The following is a 16,418-nucleotide window of genomic DNA, read 5'->3' as shown; positions in this document are numbered from 1 at the left end:
CACTGCTCGCTAGCCCGAGGTCGCCGACGCGCCGCGCACCGACCCGGTCAGCTGTCCCTTCGGCGCCCGTACCTCGCAGATCACCGTGCGGGTGCCCGCCTTCCACGCGACCGCGTCCGGGTACACGTAGGTGGACGCCAGACTGATCGCTAGCTCTGGATTGAGGTATCCGGATAGCCGGGTTTTGCAGCCGTTGCTCGCCGTCGTGGCGGCCGCGGTGTTCCCCGGCCACTTGGCACCTGGCAGCTTGAACGTCGCGAACACCTCGGCCTCGTGCGGCGAGTCGCAGGAGATCAGCGTGTACGACTGCCCCTGCGGGTCCAGGCAGTCCCCGGTCTTCAGCGAGAACACGGCCGACTTCTTGTAGGTGACCTTTACCGGCTTCTTGAATCCGTGCGTGAGCGAGCTGACGATGAGGATCGCGCCGCCGACGATGGCCGCCGCCGCCAGCACGAACCCCACGGCGAGCAGTATCCGTGGCCACCGCCGTCCCGGCCGGAACTCCTCGGCGGGCTCGTCGTGCTCAGAAAGCTCGAGCATCTCGGTCGGGTCGGCGTCGCCGTCGCCGTCGTCCCCGTCCAGCGCGAGCGGCTCGCCGTCGTTGATGTCCTCGTCGGCGACGCCCGGTTCCGTGCCCTCCGTGCCGTCGTCACGCTCCGGCTCGGCCCCGGCCGCCCCGGCATCCGCGCCCGGCTCGCCAGGCTCGCCGTTCGGGTCAGCCTCGCCGTTCGGGTCAGCCTCGCCGTCCGCCTCCGTGGCCGCGCCATCCCTCGGCGCCGGCACTTCACCAAGCGAGCCCTCGACCGAGCCCCCGGCCGCGCCCTCCGCCACCCCCGGCGGCGCGTCCGCCGCGGCGCTGGGCCCGGCGACGTCAGCAGCAGCCGGCTCGTCCGCGATGACGGCGTGTTCCGGCTGGGTGTCGCCCGTGGCATTCGAGGACATTTCCTGCTCCTGCTCCGCGGTGCCGGACAGTTTGCCGCACGCGCCCCTTGTCGATCAAAGTTCCCCGTCTACCACAACGACATACCAGCCTTAAATGTCCCGATTATCTCGCAAGGTTCCTGAAAGTTTCCTTAGGGTCGATGTTCCGCGCGTCGCCCGGTAACCTGGGCCGATGCGGCTGACGGAGTTCTGGGAGCGGATGCGGGATCAGTTCGGCGGCTCCTACGCCGAGAGCGTCGCGAAGGACTTCGTTCTGTCCGGCCTTGGCGGCCGCACCGTCAACAAGGCCCTCGCCGACGGCGAGGACGCGAAGGTGGTCTGGCGCGCGGTCTGCGACCAGTTCAACTTCCCCGACCGCCTCCGTTAAGGCGCCCCCGGATCGATCGAAACGAATCGGCGTGTCCTGCCATCGATCGAATAACCGTTCCAGTAGAGTAAGGAACGTCGGGCGCCGCGCGCCCAGAACGCACTTGCCCCGGCCCGGACCTCGTCCGGACGGCACGGCCGGGAAATGTCGGCGGTGGTGCGTAACGTGTGCGGTGTTGACGGCGGGCGCCAGTCGACCTAGTGAGAACGGCTTGATCGAGCGAACGGCGCCGAAGGTCGCCGCCAGCCTGACAGCGGAACTCAATCGGCAGGAGTCGACATGGCACCAGGCAGCAAGACGTCCCCGGACCGGGCCGGCGACAAGGACAAGGCCCTCGAGGCGGCGCTGCTCCAGATCGAGCGGCAGTTCGGCAAGGGCTCGATCATGCGCCTCGGCGAGGAGTCGCGCGTCCCGGTCGAGGTGATCCCCACCGGGTCGATCGCACTCGACGTGGCACTCGGCATCGGCGGCCTGCCACGCGGCCGCGTCGTAGAGATCTACGGCCCGGAGAGCTCGGGTAAGACCACCGTGGCCCTGCACGCCATCGCCAACGCGCAGAAGGCGGGCGGCATCGCCGCGTTCATCGACGCGGAGCACGCGCTCGACCCCGAGTACGCGCAGAAGCTCGGCGTCGACACCGAGGCCCTGCTCGTCTCACAGCCGGACACCGGCGAGCAGGCGCTCGAGATCATGGACATGCTGATCCGCTCCGGCGCGATCGACATCGTGGTCGTCGACTCGGTGGCCGCCCTCGTCCCCAAGGCGGAGATCGAGGGCGAGATGGGCGACAGCCACGTCGGCCTCCAGGCCCGCCTCATGTCCCAGGCCCTGCGCAAGCTCACCGGCGCCATTAACTCGACCAAGACCACCGCGATCTTCATCAACCAGCTCCGCGAGAAGGTCGGCGTGATGTTCGGCTCGCCCGAGACCACGACAGGCGGCAAGGCGCTGAAGTTCTACGCCTCGGTCCGGCTCGACATCCGCAGGATCGAGACGCTGAAGGACGGGACCGAGGCGGTCGGCAACCGGACGCGCATCAAGGTCGTGAAGAACAAGATGAGCCCGCCCTTCAAGACCGCCGAGTTCGACATTCTCTACGGCGTCGGCATCTCCAAGGAGGGCAGCCTGATCGACCTCGGCGTGGAGCAGGGCGTGGTGCGCAAGGCCGGCGCCTGGTACACCTACGACGGCGATCAGCTCGGCCAAGGCAAGGAGAACGCGCGGAACTTCCTGCGCGACAACGTGGACATCGCCAACGAGATCGAGAAGAAGATTAAGGAGAAGCTCGGCGTCGGTCCCCGCCTGGACAATGACGCCACGGCCCCGGCGGCGACGGGCAGCACGGTCCCGGCCCCGGCTCTGTGACCGGGCGGGACGACCCGCAGATCTCCGAAAAGGATCACGGTGATCCGGCGGCGCGAGCGCGGCAGGTGTGCCTGCGGCTGCTCACGCTCGCGCCCCGGACCCGGGCCCAGCTCGCCGATGGGCTGCGCAAGCGCGGCATCCCCGACGAGGCGATCCACGAGGTGCTCGACCGGTTCGAAGAGGTCGGGCTGATTGACGACGCCGCCTTCGCCCGCGCCTGGGTGGAGTCCCGGCATTACAGCCGCGGCCTGGCGGGCCGGGCGCTCAGCGCGGAGCTGAAGCAGCGCGGCGTGGCCGCCGAGGAGATCCGCGCGGCGATCGATGAGCGGCTCGATCCGGAGGCCGAGGTCGCGGCCGCACGGCGTCTCGTCGAACGCAGGCTCGCGGGTTCCCGCGGGCTGCCGGCCGAGCAGCGGACCCGGCGCCTTGCGGGGATGCTTGCCCGCAAGGGTTATCCGCCGGGCCTCGCCTTCCGCGTGATCCGTGAGGCCATGGAGGCCGAAGGGGAAGCTGCTTTTCCAGAGGACGAGCCTTCGTTTGAGGAGGCCGACCCGGACACGGAATGAGGTCGCTCCCTGTCTCAGCGGGACCGACACCATGGCACTTGGCAGGGCTTACGCCGCACAGTCAGGCGACAAACCGGGCAGCACCCGCTGCAAACGATAGTTTCCGAACATCGCATAGATCACGGTGAAGACACGCACAGATCCCGGCTGAGCTGCGATGATGGGTCTACCTGGGACTTTGTTGCTGACCGTCAGGTCACAAATTTGTCACACATGGCGTAGACAGGCCCCGTAATCAGCGCATTCGCGACGTGGAAGTTCTCGACCAGCCGCCGCAGTGGGATCTGTCCGAACTCGGCCAAGTCTGCTACACGGGCAACGTCAACGGCGGGGATTCGGTGCCGTGGTCCCCGTGGCTCCCGCTGTTTTACGTGGCGTGCCTGCAAGTCTCGCCGGGGAAGTGGCTTCGCTAAGCCCGCAAGGGCGGCATTGACCGGGACGGTCAAGCTCCGAGGCAAACCCCCGGAGACCGGGATAGCGACAGGTAGGCTCTGGGTTCAAGTCGTCCGTGAAGTTGACTCGGCGGCAGTCCTCACCGGAGGCCATTCCAAGCACCATTGAACCCATTCCAACCTGGTTAGGCGCCGTGGAGTTGCAATGCGTGGATGGCCTTGGCGAGTTTCCCGGCGCGCCAGGGGCAGCAGCGGAGCTTCACGAGGATCTTCCATACCTTGAGCTGGGCGTTCGCCCGTTCGCCGGGGGCGCGGAGCCTGGCGTGGGCCCGGTTGGCTTCTTTCTGGGATTCCGGTTTGTTCCGGCCCTTGTACGGGACCTTTGCCCAGGTAGAGCCCTGATATCCCTTGTCCGCGAGGGTGACCAGCCCGGCTTTCTCTAGCTCGTTCAGCACGCCCCATATCCACTCGGCCTTCTTGTCGTGGACCGAGCCGGGCAGCGCACCGGAGACCCACAGGACCTCGCCGTCAGGACTGGCGATGACCTGCAGGTTCATGCCGTGCTTCTTGTGCTTGCCGGAGTAGAACGGCTTGTCCGCGCCGACCCGGTCGATCGGAATGAGAGTTCCGTCGAGGATGACGTAGGCGTGACCTGCCCTTTTGGCGTCCCGGACCGCGTTCCTCAGCTTCGGGGCGCGGGCCGCGAGCAGCTCCACGGTCTCGTTGACGTACCGCCAGGCCGTGGTCCTGCCGACCCCGAACCCGGCCGCGAGGCGCTCGAACGTCTCGCCTTTGCGCAGGTAGGCGAGCACGAGCAGGGCCTGCTGCCCGGGGCTGAGCTTCCGCCACCGCGACCCGACGGCCTTCAGGTGCCGGCGGATCAGCCCGGCCGCGTAGTTCAGGGTCCGGGACGACAACGGCAGCGCGGCACGGTAGAACACCATGTGAAGCCCCTGGGGGTGATGAGTCGTTCTTGGTCGATTGCCTCATCTACCAGGGGCTTCGCCGTGTCCGCCGGCGAACCGTGACCCTGTGGCCGCAGTGCCGTCGCCGCGCCGTGAGGCGCCTCGTTGTATCCCCGACGCAGTTGGGAGGAACTCGGAGGAATGTTCTTGGGTCGCCTGGCTTACCTGGCGGGGAAACCTGGCGGGGACAAGAGCATGCCAGGGACGCGGTGGCCGTCTGGAGGCGTCCAGGGCGGGGTGCCGCTAGACCCGCGTGATATGGCCAAGGCTGGATTGCTTGAAGCCCAATCTCCAGTGGTGAATGTGCGCACCCTCCGGAATGACGCCTGGAACCGGTGCCGTGTCATGTCCCGGCATGAACCTGTGGGCCGGTGCAGCCTCCGTGACGCGGAGCGTCGCCCAGCGAGGGCGGTTAAGGAGATGAGTGGGCGGCCTAAGTCGCGCTCGATACGTACGACGAGGACGTACCGCGGGATCGCCTACGGGGCGCGAGCCCTAGGGCGACGGAGTGCCCGTAGTAGTCAGAGGCCGGGAAAGCCTGTCACAGGGCGAAGGGGCACAGGTGGCCAGTGATGTTCAGCGACGGGAGGTATGCGTAATGCAGGACGCCGCAGCGGTGCTGGATGTCATCGGCAAGCGAGGAGCAAGAGGGCTGCCGGTGGAACGGCTTTACCGGCAGTTGTTCAACCCGCAGTTGTTCCTGATGGCCTACGGCAAGCTGTACTCAAACAAGGGTGCGATGACGCCAGGGGTCACCGGGGAGACCGTGGACGGCATGTCGCTGGCGAAGATCGGGGCGGTCATCGGCGCGCTGCGCGCCGAGCGCTACCGGTGGCAGCCGGTGAAGCGGGTCTACATCCCGAAGAAGAACGGGAAGAAACGCCCGCTGGGCTTGCCGACGTGGTCGGACAAGCTGGTCGCTGAAGTGGTGCGCCTGCTGCTTGAGGCGTACTACGAGCCCCGTTTCTCCGGCCGATCCCACGGCTTCCGCCCCGGCCGGGGCTGTCACACCGCGCTCAGCGAGGTCGTGGAGACCTGGAAGGGGACGCACTGGTTCATCGAGGGTGACATCTCCGACTGCTTGGATGTATCGTCACACTGCTCTCCTTGCTGATTGTGGTGGTCAGAACAGCCCGTTTTGGGGGGCTGGCGGTTCGATGCGCAGGCCTTTCCTGCGTCCGGTGCGGACGTGGACGGCGCGGAGCTTGCCGTCCTTGACACGCTGCATGATGGTCTGGCGGGAGACGCCGTAGGCGAGGGTGGCTTCGAGCATGGCGAGCCATCCGTCGGGGGCGGTGTCGGCGAACAGGGCGCGCAGCTGCTCTGTCATGCGGATGCGCCAGGGGGCACCGGGGGTGAGCTGCTCGCCGGCGATGAACCCGTCGCTGAGCCAGCGGTGCAGGGTGGACGGGGCGAGCCCGAGTTCGGCGGCGGCGTCGGCCACGGTGAGCATTTCTCCTTCCTGCGGGTCGCTGCCGGGCTGGTGGCAGGGGATTTTCCAGTGGTGGCGCAGTGACTGGACCCTATTGGCGGTGTATGACATTCCGCGGGCTGTGGTGCGGCCCTGGGTGTGCGACACGTTTATTGAGGTCCCGCGTTTTGGCTGGTTATGCTGGGAGCCTGGTTGCTCATGCTGCAATCAGGTGAAGGGGCATCCATGACCGAGCCGACGCTTTCGGATCTGGAGGCGGAGCGGGACCGGCTGTATGCGCGGCTGGCGGCGGTGGGCGACTTCCGTCGGGGGTCGGTGAGCGAGAACTGGCGCCGGTGCGGCAAGCCGAACTGCGCGTGCGCGCAGCCGGGTCATCCTGGTCACGGGCCGCGGATGCTGTGGACCCGGTCGGAAAGCCAGGGCAAGACGGTGGGCCGGCAACTGGCGGCAGGAGAAGTTGACAAGGTCCGCGGCGAGATCGCGCGGCACGCGGAGTTCACCGAGATCTCGCGGAAGATCGTGGAGGTGAACGAGCGGATCTGCGAGGCCAGGCCGGCGGCCGGCACGCAGCCGTCCTCCGTGCCGGAGGACGGCGAAAAAAGGGGGTCTCCGCCGCGCTCGCGGCGGCGTGGTCCGCTGAGGTAGGGCGGCTGGCGGGGGAGGCAGCGCGGGCGCTGGCCCCGGGCGGGGACGGCCTGGCGGCGGCCGAGGCCGTGATCCGGGAGGGCGTGCTGCGGCTCGGCGGCGGGATCCTGGGGGAACTGCTGTCCGCCGACACCGGCTACCGTGGTCCCCGGGTGGCCTGCGGGAACGGGCACGAGGCCGCGTTCACGGGTTACCGGGGCAAGGTCATCGACACCGTCGTCGGGGAGGCACGGCTCCGCCGGGCCTGGTACCACTGCGCCCGGTGCAGGCGCGGGCGCGGGCACGGCCGGGGGCTGGCCCCGAGGGATGCCGAGCTCGGGATCACGGGAGCCTCTCTGTCGCCCGGGCTGGCCGCGATGGCCGCCACCGCCGGGGCAGCTGTCCCGTTCGCCAGGGCCGCGGGGCTGATAAGGGACCTGGCCGGGATCCGGCTGACCGTCAAACGGGTCGAGCGGGCCGCCGAGGCGGCCGGCGCGGCCGGGGCCGCCGCCGCCCGGCAGGAGGCCGGGCTCGTCGCCCGCCGCAAGGTCGTCCCGCTGCCGCCGGCCCCGCTGCCGGACAAGCTCTACGCCGTCATCGACGGCACCGGAGTCCCCGTCACCAGGAAGGAGACCGAGGGCAGGGACGGCAAGGGCGAGGACGGCCGGGCACGCACCCGCGAGGTCAAGATGGCCGTCTTCTTCACCCAGGACAAGGTGAATGACGAGGGCTACCCGGTCCGGGACCGGGCCTCTTCCAGCTACATCGCCACCTTCGAGCCCGCCAGCCAGTTTGCGGGCCTGGTGAAGGCCGAGGGCATCCGCCGCGGCTCCGATCACGTCCGCCAGATGACCGTCATCGGCGACGGCGCCGCCTGGATCTGGAACATCGCCAGCGACAAGTTCCCCGGGGCGACCCAGATCGTCGACCTTTACCACGCCCGCGAGCACCTGCACTCCCTCACCCGGTCGCTGGAGTTCATGCTGCTCGGCCGCAAGGACGAGTGGCTCGCCGCCCGCCTCGAAGACCTCGACTACGGCTACATCGACGGCATCGTGGACGCCACCAGGAAGTATCCCCTGATCGGAATCAAGAAAGACGAGGTCGACAAGGAGCTCGGCTACTTCCTCAACAACGCCCCGCGGATGCGCTATCACCTGCGTTCCGCGTAATTCGGGGGTTCTGGAGGCATGCGCCAGGTGAAGCGGCAGGTCAGCGGGCCGGGGCCTGGTGACACGGGCGAAAATCCCTAGAGACACGGTTCATGTAGATACACCTGGTAATCACGGGATAATCGTGTAGTCTCCTAGAGTCATGTACGTGAAGACCTCGGTGCGGAAGACCAGGACCGGCGAAGTCCGCTACCTGCAGCTCGCTCACAACGAGTGGGACGCGGCCAGGGGCCGGTCGGTGCCGAAGGTGATCTACGGGTTCGGCCGGGAGGACCAGCTCGACAAGGAGGCCGTCCGCCGGCTCGTCGCGTCGCTGTCGCGGCTGCTGGACCCCGGTGACCTGCCCGCCGCAGCGGGCGAGGGCCTGGAGTTCGCCGAGTCGCGGCCCTACGGCGGCGCCTACGTACTCGACGCGCTGTGGCAGCGCCTCGGCATCGGGACGATCCTGACAAGGCTGGCTTCCTCCGGCCGGGGCCGGCCGCGGGACGCCGCCGCGGCCGAGCGGGTGCTGTTCGGGCTGGTCGCGAACGGGGCCCTCGCTCCGTCGTCGAAGCTGGCGGCGTCGGAGTGGATGAGCCGCGACGTGCACGTCGACGGGCTCGGCGAGGTAGATGACGATGCCTGCTACCGGGCGATGGACTGGCTGCACGGCGTGCGCGGCGAGCTGGAAAAACAGGTGTACTTCCAGGTCGCGGACCTTCTTAATCTTCAGGTCGATCTCATCTTTTTCGATACCACATCGACTTATTTCGAGACCGGCGCCGCCGACGAGGAGGTCCCGCGGGACTGGCGCGGGGAGAAAACAGCAGGCCAGGACACTGCGCGCGGAGACGGGGAAGAGGCAGGCGGAGACGGGGAGAACACGGCCGGCAAGCCGGGCGGGTTCCGGGCCTACGGCAAGTCCAAGGACTCCCGCGACGACCTGCCGCAGGTCGTGATAGGCCTGGCCGTCACCCGGGAGGGCATCACGGTCCGGGACTGGGGCTGGCCCGGGAACACCGCCGGCTCCGCACTGATCCGGCAGGTCAAGACCGACATGCGGGACTGGTGCCTGGGCCGCGTCGTCTGGGTCGCCGACCGCGGCTTCGCCTCGAAGGAGAACCGGAAGTTCCTGCAGTCCGGCGGCGGCGCCTACATCATCGGGGAGAAGCTCCGGTCCGGCTCCGCCGAGGCGAACGCCGCCCTGTCGCGGCAGGGCCGCTACAAGACCGTCGCCGGGAACCTGCAGATCAAGGAAGTACGGCTCCCGGACGCGGGCGACCGGTTCGTCATCTGCTTCAACCCGGACCAGGCCGTCCGCGACGCCGCCGTCCGCGCGAACATGATCAGCATGCTTGAGGAGCTGATCGCCGGCAGCGACCAGCTCAGCGTCACGAAGCGGGCCGAGCTGCGGGGGAAGATCTCGACGATGCCGGGGCCGAACCGGTTCCTGCGCGTTACCCCCGGCGGCCTGCTGCGAGTCGACAAGGCCAGGGCGAAGGCCGAGGAGAACCTCGACGGCAAGTACCTGCTGCGCAGCGCCGACCCGCACATGAGCGCCGAGGACATCGCCGCCGGCTACAAGCAGCTCCTCGAAGTCGAGCGCGGCTGGAGAGACATGAAATCGGTCCTTGACCTGCAGCCCGTCTACCACCGGCTCGAAGAGCGCATCCGCGCCCACGTCCTGCTCTGCTGGCTCGCGCTCCTGCTCGTCCGCGTCGCCGAGAACCACACCGGGCAGACCTGGCCCGCCATGCGCCGCGACCTCCAGCGGATCAGCATCGGCACCTTTACCGGCCCGGCCGGCACCTTCCGCCAGCGCACCGAGGTCCCCAAGACAGCCCGCGACCTCCTCACAGCCCTGAAAATAGACGTCCCCCGCAAGATCCACGAGCTCACCACGCCCGAAGCCTGATCAGAGCCCATTTCGTCGAGCCGCCGCCTAGAGACACGGCATGCGGCTAGCCGGCCTGCCATTTCACAAGGTCAGAACCATAATTGTGACTCTAGGTGAGGTGAATTACGCGGAACCCAGGTATCACTGGTTCCGCCAATGCGGGCTGTTCGTCGGCTCTGCCGTCGTCGAGGCCGGATGCAAGTCCGTCATCGGCCAGCGCCTCAAGCAGTCCGGCATGCACTGGACCGTTGACGGCGCCGACTCGATCATCGCCCTGCGCACCGCCGAAGCCAGCAGCCAGTGGGAAGCCACCTGCCTCAACCGGCACAACCAGACACCAGCCGCCTGACCAGCCGGTCACCAAAGATGATCTTCAGCCCCTACAAAAGTGTCGCGCACCCTGCGGCCCTGGCGGTTGAGGATCCCGGCGATCTTCGCGTCGGGGTAGTAAGCGGCCAGCCGGCGGATCAGGCCGATGGTGTCCTCGTCGGTGCGCAGCCGGTTCGCCGGCTGGCGCTTGACGGGGATCGTCAGCTCGGTGATCGCGCCGCCTTTCCAGCGCAGCACGAGATCGGCGCGCCCGTTGTCGTGGTCGCGGTGGACGGTGATGTTCACTTCGTCCAGCAGGGTGCGCAGCAGCTGCTTGCGGTCCTTGTCGGTGGTGGTGGCCGCGTCCCAGACGGCGTGGAGGTCGTCGCCGAGGGCGAGGATCGCCGCGCGTTCCTGTTCGGTCAGGGCTGCGGGGCGGGCGGCCTGACGGCGGGCGAGGTCCGCTTCGGCGGCTGCCAGTTCGGTGAGGGCCTTCTCCCAGGCGGCTTCCAGGCCGCGGGCGACCAGCCGGTTGCCGGGGTCGACGGCCAGGTAGCGGCGCTCGGCCCTGGCGGCGGTGAACCTGGAGGCCTCCGCTTGCCGGCGGTACTGCTCCAGCGAGGTGTCGTGACCGTGCTCGAGCTGCTCGGCGGCTTGCAGGCAGGCTTGCAGCGCGGCGGGTTCGAGGGCGGCCAGGAACGCCTCGGTGACGGCGGTGTCGATCGCGACGCCGCCGATGCGCAGGTGCCGGGTGCCGCGGCCCTCGACGACCTGGCCGGTGCCGGTGCAGTAGTAGCCGGGGGTGGCCTTGTGCTTGCCCTCGTAGTAGACGGCGAGCTTGCGGCCGCAGGTGCCGCAGGTTGCCAGGCCCTGCAGCAGCGCGCAGCCTTCGCGGACCGCGCCGGTGCCGGGCTGGTGTGCCGCCGGCCGTTCTGCCCGATCCTGGCCTGGTTGGCCTGGTAGGCGTCCCAGCTGATGTATCCGTCGTGGTGGTCTTTGATGAGCACCTGCCATTCGCCTTGCGGCAGCAACGCGCCGCCGGACGTGGAGCGCGCCGTCGCCGATCCGCTTCTCCTGCCGGGTCCGGCCGTAGGTATACGCGCCAGCGTAGGCGGGGTGGGTAAGCACGTTGTGGACGGCGTGGTAAGTCGGCTTGGCCCAGGTGATCTCCTCCCGCGCCGCCTGCGCCGCGGTCACGTGCCCGTGCCGCTGCAGCGGCAGCTTCAGGCCCTGGTCGCGCAGGTGCAGCCAGACGGCGCGGACCGACCCGCGGACGGCGAACTGCTCGAAGATCACGGTGATGACGCCGCGGACGGCCTCGTCGGGATGCGGCAGGACCTCCCCGTCGCCCTCGCCCCAGACCAGGCCGGCGGGCAGCCCGCGGCGCAGCTCGCCGCGGGCTGCCTTGTTCCGGATCCCGCCGTCGAGCCGGGACCGCAGGATGTGCAGCTCGGCCTCGGACATGGTGCCCTTCATGCCCAGCAGCAGCCGGTCGTTGAACATGGCCGGATGATAGATGCCGTCGGCGTCGGCGATCAGCGTGTCGGTCATCCCGGCCAGGTCCAGGAGCCGGTACCAGTCGCTGTTGTTGCGGGCCAGCCGCGAGCATTCCAGTGACAGCACGATCCCGACCTCCCCGAGCCCGACCCGGGCGGCCATCTCGGCGAACCCGGACCGGCCCGCCGCCGAGGCACCGGAGACGCCCAGGTCCTCGTCGATCACCTGGACCGCCGTGCGCGGCCAGCCCAGCTGCTGTGCACGCCCGGCCAGGTCGTACTGCCGCATCGTCGACTCGGTGTTGCGCTGGACCTGCGCGAGCGTGGACTGGCGGACGTAGATCACCGTGGTCCGCTGCAGGTGCGACGCCGTGATCTTGTGCTCACTCACCGCCGGTCGCCCCCGTCCCTGCCGGGTCTGCCATCTTGGCTATCAGGGACGCCAGCAGCGTGACCGCCGCGGCGACGTCGGTTCCGGGAAGCCGGGCGATCACGATCCCGGGTGGCGCCGGAACCTCTTCCGGCAGCAGACTGAGCTGGACAGGCTGCACGATCATCCTCCCTGGCAGGCGGGTTTCGTGCAGCCTGCTCCCGGTCCGCCCCGCTGCGGGAGGAAAGCAGTGAAACCAGCGCGGAGGCGGCCAGCAGGTCCGAGGGCCGGCCCAGCGTCCCCGCCTCCCCGCCCGGGCCGCCGCCCCGGCCGCCGTGCTGACTCGTGTGCTCCGCCGGGATCAGCCGCTTGCTGCCGTCGGGCAGTTCCAGCATCAGCTCCAGCTGCCCGTGCCGGCGCATCCAGCCCAGCACGCGCAGCTCACGGCCCTCCAGCGGATGCCGGGCCCGGGTCACCGTCACCGTGGCCGGCAGTGCGGGCCTCACGGGCACGTCTCCGTCACGACCCGCACGCGGCGGCCGGCCGCATGACACACCGCCAGCGCGACCCGCGCGGCATTCGCCGCGTCCATGCACAGCGCAGCCTCGCGAAGGTCGACCGGGATGCCCCCGGCGATGCTGGCCGCCACGAGCAGCACCTGCCGCTCGCCGTCCGAGCAAGGCAGGGTCCCCTGCACCGCGTCCGCCGCCGCGGCGAAGTCAACCGCCGCGACCTCCCGGTCCCGGAACGGCTCCCACCGGACCTCGACCGCGACCTGCAGGAAATCATCCCGCTCCAGCCACGTGCGATGCGAGATCAGCAGCTCGGCGGCTGCCTCGGAGGGCAGCCAGCCCTTCGCCCACGCCCGGACCGCCTCGGCGAGGTCATCGAAGCACGTAGTAAGGCGGGGGTTCTTTCGGGTCGCTTGACCATGAGGTCATGCTCGCGGCCCTGGCGGAGAAGATTCACGATGGCCGGTTCCTGCGGCTGGTCAGGCACATGCTCAGGGCGGGTTACCTGGAGGACTGGCGGTGGCACGCCACGCTCAGCGGCTCGCCGCAGGGTTCATTATGTTCAGCTATGCATAAGCCGCCCTATGCGCAGTGCTGGGTTATGCGCAGTGCCGACTCATAGTGCCTGGCAGGGGCGGTTTGGCGGGTGGGCACTGCGCATAATTTCCGGGCGCTCAGAGGTTGGTGAGCCAGTCGATGAGGCTGGCGTCCTGGTTCCATTCGGGCAGGTCGCTGGTAACGATGTCCTGGTAGGCGGCTTCGAGGGCCTTGCGTTTGGCCTCGGTTGAGGCTCTGGCGTAGATCTCGGTGGTGGACAGCTCGACGTGCCCGAGGATGTCGCGGATGTAGGGCAGCGGCACGCCTGCCTCGTAGAGGTGCATGGCCTTGCTGTGGCGGAGGACGTGGGGGCTGATGGCGGCGCCGGCGAGCAGCGGGTCGCGGATCTGGGCCTGGTACTTGCTGATGATCCATGCGATGCCGCCGCGGCTGAGCCTGGCCCGGCGCTGGTTGAAGAACACCGGGTGGTCGTCGCGGCCGGGCTGGTCAAGCCGGTTTTCTTCCAGGTAGGAGGCCAGCAGGGTGACGGTGGCGCCGTCCAGGGGGACGTGGCGGGTCTTGCGGCCCTTGCCGGTCAGCGACGCCATGGCCGGCTTCTGGAGGCGGATGTCGCGGACGGCGAGGTCGGCGATTTCCTGGACTCTGGCGCCGGTGTCGTAGAGCGTGGCGAGCAGGGTCGCGTCGCGGCGGCCCTGCCGGGTGGAGCGGTCGGGCCGGGCGAGCAGGAGGCGGGCCTGGTCAACGGTCAGGTGCCTGACGGCGGGGCGGTCCTGCTTCTTGGAGGGGATGGCGAGGATGTCCTGCCAGCAGGGCATCCGGGCCGGGTCCTCGGCTTGCATCCATGTGGCGAACGAGCTGATCGCGGCGAGCCGCTGGTTGCGGGTCGCGATGCTGTTGTGCCGGTCTTCCTGCAGGTGGGCGAGGAACGCCGTGACGGCGCCGGCGTTGAGGTGGTCGAGGGTGAGCCTGGCCGGCGGGACCGACCGCTCGTCGCGGAACCAGGCGATCAGGAGCTTGAACGTGTCGCGGTAGGACGCGATCGTGGCGGGCGAGCATCCGCGGAGGCCGGCCAGGTAGGACGTGAGGAAGCGGCGCAGGGCGGCCGCGAAGTCAGTCGCCATCGGCCGGGCCCCCGGTGGCGGGCGGGACGATGCCGCCGTACTCGCGCTGGACGCGGGCGGCGATCTGGGGTAGGACTCGGCGGTCAGCCGCAGGTAGTAGGCGGTGTCACCGATCGAGGAGTGCCCCATGTAAGCCTGCAGAACGGGCAGCAGCGCATTGACGTCGTCGCCGGCGGCGAACCACGACCGCAGGTTGTTGACCGCGAACGTGTGCCGAAGATCGTGCACTCGGGGGCCGTGTCCCCGCCCGCCGTGGGAGATGCGCGCCTGCCAGAGGAACCGGCGGAAGTTGTGGTAGACGTTCACCAGCGTCATCGGCTGGCCGACGCTGCTGCCGGGGAAGAACCAGTCCCAGCCCGGCTGGCCCGCCACGTGCTCACGGTAGCGGGCCAGCCGTTCGCGCAGCGGAGCGGAGACCGGCACCTGCCGGTCCTTGCCGCCCTTGGCGTCGCGGACCTGCAGGACCCCGGCACTGATGTCGACGTCGCCGGGGCGCAGCAGGCGGGCCTCGGAAACGCGCAGCCCGCAGGCGTAGACCGTCCGGAACAGCACCGGCATCACCAGGTGCCGGAACGGGACCTCGGAGCAGTAACGGCACCGGTCGGTCTGGGCGAACAGGGCCGCGAGTTCCGGGTCGGTGTAGATGTGCGGGACGTAGCGGGCGGGCCGGGGCAGCGTGCGCGCGGGCAGGACGTAGGCGCCGGTTCCGCGGCGGCCGAGCCAGCGGGCGAGTTCCCTCACCGGGGCGGCCAGTCCCTGCAGAGTCGCCGGACGGACTCCCCGCTCGCGGGCCGCGGTGATCCAGGCCTCGGCGGAGTCCTTCGTGACCGTGTCCAGGCCGGGGAACCCGGTGCGGCAGAACGCCTCGAACCGGGTCAGGATCCGTTCCTCGGCGTCGTACTTGCAGCCGACGGCGCGCTTCTCCGCGGTGAGCGCCGTGATCGCCCCGGCCAGGCTCAGGCTGGTGCTGTCGTTCACCGTGGCACTTGCCTTCCGGGCTCGTCGGGGTCCAGGGCGCACCGGGACAGCAGGCCGAGGGAGGATTTCAGGTAGACGCCGGTCGATGTCACCGACTGGTGGCCGAGGATGTCGGCGATCTGCTCGACCGGGGTGCCGCCCTCCATCAGCCGGGTCGCCAGCGTGTGCCGCAGGGAATGCATGCCGTGGCGGCGCTCCTCGCCCAGCGGGACGTGGGCCGCCCGGGCGTACTTGACCAGCGTCTGGTGCAGGTGGTCCTGGTCGGAGAACGGGCCGACCGGGGCGGTGTGACGAAGAAACACCTGCGGGCAGCCGCTGGCCGGCCGCCCGTTGCGGGCGTAGTCGATGACCGCCCAGCCGACGTCCTTCAGCAGCGGCAGCCAGATCCTGTTCCCGGTCTTGGCCTGGGCGACGGACAGCCGGTTGCCAGGCCAGTCGAAGTCGGCGAACTCCAGCCGCTTGACGTCGATGCTGCGCAGCCCGAGCCGGGTCACCAGCAAGATGATCGCGTAGTCGCGCTTCCCGCACGGGTTGCCCCGGTCGACCGCGTCCAGGATCCTGGCCACGTCGCCCGGGTCCCAGACCGACGGGACCCTGGCCTGCTTCCGGGACGGCACCGCCGGGACCGCTTCCGCCGTCGCGGTGCCGGCCAGGCCTTCCTCAGATGCGAACCGGAGGAAGGACCGCAGGGCGCCGAGCTTCTGCTCGACGGTCTTGGCCTGGTAGCCGGCCAGCGAGACGGTGAACGCCCCGACCGTGCCGGCGTCGCAGCAGGCCAGCCCGCCGCGCGTGCCGGCGAACCCGGCGAACTCCGCGGCCAGCGTCCCGTAAGACCGCACCGTCGAGGCACTCCGCCCGGCGGCCCGAAGCCACGCCTGGAACCGCGCGACGACAGCGGCATCGTCGGCGGACAGCTTGCTGACCGTGCGCGAGTAGCGGCGCAGCACGGCGCCGTGAGTTTCGAAGTCGCCCAGCATCTGGGCGACCCTGAACAAGTACACGTCCGTCTGCTTGAGCGTTCCGGCCTGCTCCTTCGCGAAGAAGCCGCAGGCCTCATCGACCCACCCCATGGCCACGTTCAGCGAGAACTCCTCGACGCCGCGGGCAGTGAAGTACCGCTGCAGACGGCGCCAGGCACCGTGATACCAGACCATCGTCGAGTCCTTGTAGCCCAGGCGGATCATCTCCGCTTCCAGGCCGGACACCAGCACGGGCAAGGCGACCACCGGCCGACCTCCGATCATGCGCAGCCCGGCCCCTGCCGGGCCTCATGAACGGAGCATCGACGTTATGCTCAGCGTTCACCAGACCGCACGACCCTCACCAGCGACAACGCGCTGGCACTGCGCATAACCCAGCACTGCGCATAGGGT

Annotated in this window: 17 protein-coding genes and 1 pseudogene; 10 read left to right on the top strand and 8 right to left on the bottom strand. The window is 69.3% G+C overall.

Translation table 11 applies throughout. From position 1 onward, the window contains the following. Window positions 1–9: 9 nt before the first annotated feature. On the bottom strand, window positions 10–942 hold the full coding sequence (locus tag EAS64_RS01255) for a septum formation family protein (RefSeq protein WP_145850862.1): 933 nt from the start codon (window positions 940–942) through the stop codon (window positions 10–12). 172 nt (window positions 943–1,114) lie between these two features. On the opposite strand from EAS64_RS01255, the gene EAS64_RS01250 reads away from it, so the two are divergent. From EAS64_RS01250 to EAS64_RS43185, 4 genes are all read left to right on the top strand, one after another. Further along, window positions 1,115–1,309 (top strand): DUF3046 domain-containing protein, encoded by a 195-nt coding sequence (locus EAS64_RS01250; RefSeq protein WP_145850861.1) that lies wholly within the window; start codon window positions 1,115–1,117, stop codon window positions 1,307–1,309. Window positions 1,310–1,588: 279 nt separating this feature from the next. Next, window positions 1,589–2,674 (top strand): recombinase RecA, encoded by a 1,086-nt coding sequence (recA, locus tag EAS64_RS01245; protein ID WP_145850860.1) that lies wholly within the window; start codon window positions 1,589–1,591, stop codon window positions 2,672–2,674. Continuing rightward, a complete protein-coding gene (locus EAS64_RS01240; RefSeq protein WP_145850859.1) occupies window positions 2,671–3,240 on the top strand; it encodes a regulatory protein RecX in 570 nt (189 codons plus the stop codon). The genes recA and EAS64_RS01240 overlap by 4 nt, the downstream gene beginning before the upstream one ends. A gap of 251 nt (window positions 3,241–3,491) precedes the next feature. Then, a complete protein-coding gene (locus EAS64_RS43185; protein ID WP_187365608.1) occupies window positions 3,492–3,653 on the top strand; it encodes a hypothetical protein in 162 nt (53 codons plus the stop codon). A 164-nt stretch (window positions 3,654–3,817) separates the two neighbouring features. Here the strand turns inward: EAS64_RS43185 and EAS64_RS01235 are convergent, their stop codons facing one another. Further along, window positions 3,818–4,576: a transposase family protein gene (locus EAS64_RS01235; RefSeq protein ID WP_145850858.1), complete on the bottom strand. Its 759-nt coding sequence runs from the start codon at window positions 4,574–4,576 to the stop codon at window positions 3,818–3,820. A 619-nt stretch (window positions 4,577–5,195) separates the two neighbouring features. Between EAS64_RS01235 and EAS64_RS01230 the strand changes: the two genes are divergently transcribed. After that, complete coding sequence (locus tag EAS64_RS01230) at window positions 5,196–5,711, top strand: reverse transcriptase domain-containing protein (protein ID WP_145850857.1); 516 nt, start codon at window positions 5,196–5,198, stop codon at window positions 5,709–5,711. Window positions 5,712–5,720: 9 nt separating this feature from the next. On the opposite strand, the gene EAS64_RS01225 is transcribed toward EAS64_RS01230, so the two are convergent. Next, window positions 5,721–6,140: a helix-turn-helix domain-containing protein gene (locus EAS64_RS01225; RefSeq protein WP_187365607.1), complete on the bottom strand. Its 420-nt coding sequence runs from the start codon at window positions 6,138–6,140 to the stop codon at window positions 5,721–5,723. 114 nt (window positions 6,141–6,254) lie between these two features. On the opposite strand from EAS64_RS01225, the gene EAS64_RS01220 reads away from it, so the two are divergent. The 4 genes and pseudogenes from EAS64_RS01220 to EAS64_RS01205 form a co-directional block, all read left to right on the top strand. Further along, on the top strand, window positions 6,255–6,674 hold the full coding sequence (locus EAS64_RS01220) for a DUF6788 family protein (RefSeq protein ID WP_145850856.1): 420 nt from the start codon (window positions 6,255–6,257) through the stop codon (window positions 6,672–6,674). A 68-nt stretch (window positions 6,675–6,742) separates the two neighbouring features. Then, window positions 6,743–7,825 (top strand): hypothetical protein, encoded by a 1,083-nt coding sequence (locus tag EAS64_RS01215; RefSeq protein ID WP_145850855.1) that lies wholly within the window; start codon window positions 6,743–6,745, stop codon window positions 7,823–7,825. Between the two features lie 142 nt (window positions 7,826–7,967). Further along, on the top strand, window positions 7,968–9,719 hold the full coding sequence (locus tag EAS64_RS01210) for an IS1634 family transposase (RefSeq protein WP_145850854.1): 1,752 nt from the start codon (window positions 7,968–7,970) through the stop codon (window positions 9,717–9,719). A 97-nt stretch (window positions 9,720–9,816) separates the two neighbouring features. After that, window positions 9,817–10,050 (top strand): annotated as a pseudogene (locus EAS64_RS01205) (hypothetical protein); the annotation flags it as partial. Window positions 10,051–10,058: 8 nt separating this feature from the next. On the opposite strand, the gene EAS64_RS01200 reads toward EAS64_RS01205, so the two are convergent. The 3 genes from EAS64_RS01200 to EAS64_RS01195 all read right to left on the bottom strand — a co-directional run bounded on the left by EAS64_RS01200 (window position 10,059) and on the right by EAS64_RS01195 (window position 12,573). Next, a complete protein-coding gene (locus tag EAS64_RS01200; protein ID WP_145850852.1) occupies window positions 10,059–11,897 on the bottom strand; it encodes a recombinase family protein in 1,839 nt (612 codons plus the stop codon). Beyond that, window positions 11,890–12,057, bottom strand: coding sequence for a hypothetical protein (locus EAS64_RS43180; protein WP_187365606.1), 168 nt, complete (start codon window positions 12,055–12,057; stop codon window positions 11,890–11,892). The genes EAS64_RS01200 and EAS64_RS43180 overlap by 8 nt, the downstream gene beginning before the upstream one ends. 321 nt (window positions 12,058–12,378) lie before the next feature. Further along, window positions 12,379–12,573, bottom strand: a complete 195-nt coding sequence (locus tag EAS64_RS01195) for a hypothetical protein (protein ID WP_145850851.1) — start codon at window positions 12,571–12,573, stop codon at window positions 12,379–12,381. A gap of 242 nt (window positions 12,574–12,815) precedes the next feature. Between EAS64_RS01195 and EAS64_RS44395 the strand changes: the two genes are divergently transcribed. Beyond that, window positions 12,816–13,010: a hypothetical protein gene (locus EAS64_RS44395; protein ID WP_222848915.1), complete on the top strand. Its 195-nt coding sequence runs from the start codon at window positions 12,816–12,818 to the stop codon at window positions 13,008–13,010. Between the two features lie 52 nt (window positions 13,011–13,062). On the opposite strand, the gene EAS64_RS44390 is transcribed toward EAS64_RS44395, so the two are convergent. Beyond that, window positions 13,063–15,045 carry a tyrosine-type recombinase/integrase gene (locus tag EAS64_RS44390; RefSeq protein ID WP_222848914.1) on the bottom strand — a complete coding sequence of 661 codons (1,983 nt, stop codon included), beginning with the start codon at window positions 15,043–15,045 and terminating at the stop codon, window positions 13,063–13,065. Next, window positions 15,042–16,271 (bottom strand): site-specific integrase, encoded by a 1,230-nt coding sequence (locus EAS64_RS01175; RefSeq protein WP_222848913.1) that lies wholly within the window; start codon window positions 16,269–16,271, stop codon window positions 15,042–15,044. The genes EAS64_RS44390 and EAS64_RS01175 overlap by 4 nt, the downstream gene beginning before the upstream one ends. Window positions 16,272–16,418 lie beyond the last annotated feature (147 nt).

The organism is Trebonia kvetii (assembly GCF_007827045.1).
Taxonomy (GTDB): Bacteria; Actinomycetota; Actinomycetes; order Streptosporangiales; family Streptosporangiaceae; genus Trebonia; species Trebonia kvetii.
The sequence above is the reverse complement of the archived record's forward strand: the minus strand, read 5'-3'. Positions and strand labels throughout refer to the sequence as shown.